A 3265-nucleotide genomic window follows, 5' to 3' on the forward strand; every position below is an offset into this window, starting at 1 on the left:
CCACTCTGGTTCGCCCCGAGCTCGCGGCCCTCGTCGTCCTGGATCGAGACCTGCATACCGGTGCGCTCGAAGCCGCAAGTGCCGATCTTCGCATGCGGGCCATCCTCGGGGTCGTGCAGCGCCGCCGGAAGCACGGTGATGTTGCCGGTGACCTCGCCCAATCCAAAATACTGCACGATGACCTTGCCGAGCTTCTTCAGCGCGGCCTTCTGGTCCTCGCGATACATCGGCGCGCCGGCATAGATCACGTGACGCAGCGAGGAGTGATCGTATTTGTCGGCGGCGGGATGCTCGACCATCATCTTCAGGATCGTCGGCACGGTGAAGAGATTGCTGACCCGATGCTTCTCGATCAGGCGGAACGCCTCGTCGATGTCGAACTTCTCGGTCGGCAGCAGCACGGTGCGTACGCCGCGCGCGGTCTGCACCAATTGATGCACGCCGGCGCCATGCGAGAGCGGCGCTACCACCAGCGAGGCATCCTCCTCGGTGACGCCCGGAGTCAGATCTGCGAGATGGTTGGTGACGACAAAGCCCATCTGGCCGTGGGTCAGCACCGCGGCCTTGGAGCGGCCCGTGGTGCCGGAGGTGAAGAAGAACCAGCAGGGATCATCGTGCTCGACGGCGACGTTCTCCACCGCGCGCCCCGCCTGCGACGCGATGGCATCTGCAACCGACGTCTCGCCGAACGCGCCCTTGCCGTCAATGCTCCAGGTGAACGCGAGCGCGCCGCCCTTCACGGCCGCCGCGTGCTCGGGAAAATCGACATGGCACAGAAACGCCTTCGCGCCGGAGGCCTGTGYGAGATAGGAGACCTCGTCCGGCATCAGGCGGAAATTGGTGGGCACCCAGACCGCACCGAGCCGGAACGCCGCGAACATCGAGAAGAACATCTCGTCGCCATTCTTGGAATGGACCAGGATGCGGTCGCCCTTGGCGATGCCGCGCGCGGCGAGCGCCGCCGCCAGCGCCGAGACCTGCGCGTCGATCTCGCGCCAGGTCCAGGACTTGTCACCCCAGACGAAGCCGGGACGCGATCCATGCCGCCGCGCATTCTGGGTCAGCATGTGAGCGAGATTCATGACGCGGCGGGACATGCGCAGGGGCTGCATGGGGCTTCCTCTTCGACGGCGGACAGCGCGCAAGCCGCCCGCTCCTTGCAGCCCATTTATCGCCAACGCCCGCACCGCCGCAAGGCCGCCGGCCGCGCACCTGCCCTACGGCTGCTTGAACGCGAACGGCGCCGCCGTGATCGCCTTCGCCTTGACGCAGGCCTGCGCGCCAAAACCGCCGCAATAGCTGCCATGCAGATCGAACCGGACGGTGCGCGCGGCACCGCGCTTGATCGGCGGCGCCACGATCTTGTAGCTGCGGACATAGCCGTCGAACACGGGCCGCACGCTGCCGTCCGGCAGCGTCACCAGGATGTTCATGACGCAGCCGCCGGTCCCGCAATAGGTGGTCTCGCGGTCCCCGCATTTGGTGTCGCGGAAATCGACGATGTAGTCGTCGCGGCCGTCGCCGGTCAGGTCGATCCTGCGAACCGTGTCCGGCGCAAAGGTTACCGCGCCACCGTCCTGGCTGTCGCATTCCTCATTGGCGTAGCGCAGCGCCTTCTGCACACCGGCTGGATAGTCGGCCGGGTTGAACGGTCTTGCGTCGTCGGCGCGCGCAGCGGTGACGAGCAGAGCGAGCAGGAGGATGAAACAGCGCATGCGCATTTGTCGCCGACGCAGCCGCAACCGTTCAGGGAATTTTAAACATGATCGGCGCAACCTCAGCCAGTTCTCGCGTACAGAGTGCCGCATCATGGTCAAAGCGCCCGCCTTCCTCCTGCTATCGCTGGCGCTTGCCGGATGTGCCGTGGCGCCGCAGGCGCATCTCGCTTCCGATCCCGCCTTCAAGCCTGCGCGCTATGCCTGGGATGGTGCGGGCGAGGATCCCAACCAGCCGCGATCCGTCCCGGGACCATCGCGCGCAACGCGATCCGCCACRGCATCCGAACACAACAGATCGCAAGCAGGCCTTCAGCCCTATTCGAAGGAATGGTGGCAGGCGCAGGACGGCATCGAGGCCGAGCAGGACGCCAAGGTCAACCGCTCCCTCGTCATCTGCCAGGGCTGCCTCCGCCAGCAGCCGCAGCCCGAGGATGCGCGGCTGGCCAAAGCGACCGATTGAACCGAACGGCCGCTCCATCAGTCTACAGCGATACGCGCTGACGCCGGCCGCTCAGGCCTGTCGTCGCGCGCCATCACCTCAGGGACAGCTCATKCTCACCCGCCGGACCTTCATCGTCGCCTCTCTGCTTGCCAGCACCTCCCCGGCATTTGCCGTGATGCCCGCTCCCAGCGATCCCGTCGCCATCCTGACCGCGATCTACGCGCGCGCGGCCAAGGGCAAAGGCGATGGCGGCGGTACCTTCGTCATCGGGAACAAGGCGGCCAAGGCGAAATATCTCTCGAAAGCGCTGGTTGCGCTGTGGGCCAGGGCAGATGCGCATACGCCCAAGGGCGACGTCGGACCGGTCGATTTCGATCCCGTCACCAATTCGCAGGAACCGGACGTGAAGTCGTTCAAGGTTGACGCCGAGAAGATGGAGGCCGACAAGGCGACACTTGCGGTGACCATCGCCGGCCACCGCAACGACCGCAAACCCGCCGACCTGATCGTGCGTTACGACTTCGTGCGCGAGGCCGGTAGCTGGCGGATCGACGACATCAAGGGTTCCTCCGACGGCGAAGCCTGGTCGATCCGCAAGATGCTGACGGACTCGCTGAAGAGCTGACCGGAGACGACATGAGCGACGTCATCAACAACAAGGCCCATCACCGCTATGAACTGGAGGTGGAGGGCCATCTTGCGACCGAACATTACAAGCTCGACGGCAGCGTCATCACGTTCGAGCACACGGATGTTCCGAAAGAGCTCGGCGGCAAGGGCGTCGGCTCGAAGCTGGTGCAAGGTGCGCTCGACCAGGTCCGAGCAGCCGGCTTGAAGCTGATCCCGCAATGCCCGTTCGTCAAAGCGTGGATCGAGAAGCACCCGGACTATCAGGACCTCGTGAAAGGATGAGAGAGCGCGGGCCCGCCGATCGCGCGGCGGGCCGGCCGAAATCCGCAGCCTATTGTCCGTGCTTCAGCATATCCTGGTCATTCAGATCCCAGTCCTGCCACAGCTGGAGCACGCCGAGGAGCACCGCTGCCGCTCCGAGACCGGTATGGTAGACCCGGAGAAAACCTTCGCCGGAATAGCCGAGCACTAAGGG

General features: G+C 65.2%; 5 protein-coding genes. 3 read left to right on the forward strand and 2 right to left on the reverse strand.

The window, feature by feature from the left end; translation table 11 throughout:
* Both AC1D00_RS33065 and AC1D00_RS33070 read right to left on the reverse strand, forming a co-directional pair.
* A partial coding sequence (locus AC1D00_RS33065) for an AMP-binding protein (protein ID WP_477013558.1) occupies positions 1–1112 on the reverse strand: 1112 nt, incomplete at its 3' end.
* Between the two features lie 105 nt (positions 1113–1217).
* Positions 1218–1715, reverse strand: coding sequence for a hypothetical protein (locus tag AC1D00_RS33070; protein ID WP_477013559.1), 498 nt, complete (start codon positions 1713–1715; stop codon positions 1218–1220).
* 94 nt (positions 1716–1809) lie between these two features.
* Here AC1D00_RS33070 and AC1D00_RS33075 point away from each other — a divergent pair, with 94 nt between their 5' ends.
* From AC1D00_RS33075 to AC1D00_RS33085, 3 genes are all read left to right on the forward strand, one after another.
* A complete protein-coding gene (locus AC1D00_RS33075) occupies positions 1810–2178 on the forward strand; it encodes a hypothetical protein (protein ID WP_477013560.1) in 369 nt (122 codons plus the stop codon).
* Positions 2179–2269: 91 nt separating this feature from the next.
* Positions 2270–2785 (forward strand): DUF3828 domain-containing protein, encoded by a 516-nt coding sequence (locus AC1D00_RS33080; protein WP_477013562.1) that lies wholly within the window; start codon positions 2270–2272, stop codon positions 2783–2785.
* A gap of 11 nt (positions 2786–2796) precedes the next feature.
* Positions 2797–3072 carry a GNAT family N-acetyltransferase gene (locus AC1D00_RS33085; protein WP_477013561.1) on the forward strand — a complete coding sequence of 92 codons (276 nt, stop codon included), beginning with the start codon at positions 2797–2799 and terminating at the stop codon, positions 3070–3072.
* Positions 3073–3265: the final 193 nt, after the last annotated feature.

Source organism: Bradyrhizobium sp. P2_E8 (assembly GCF_056403875.1).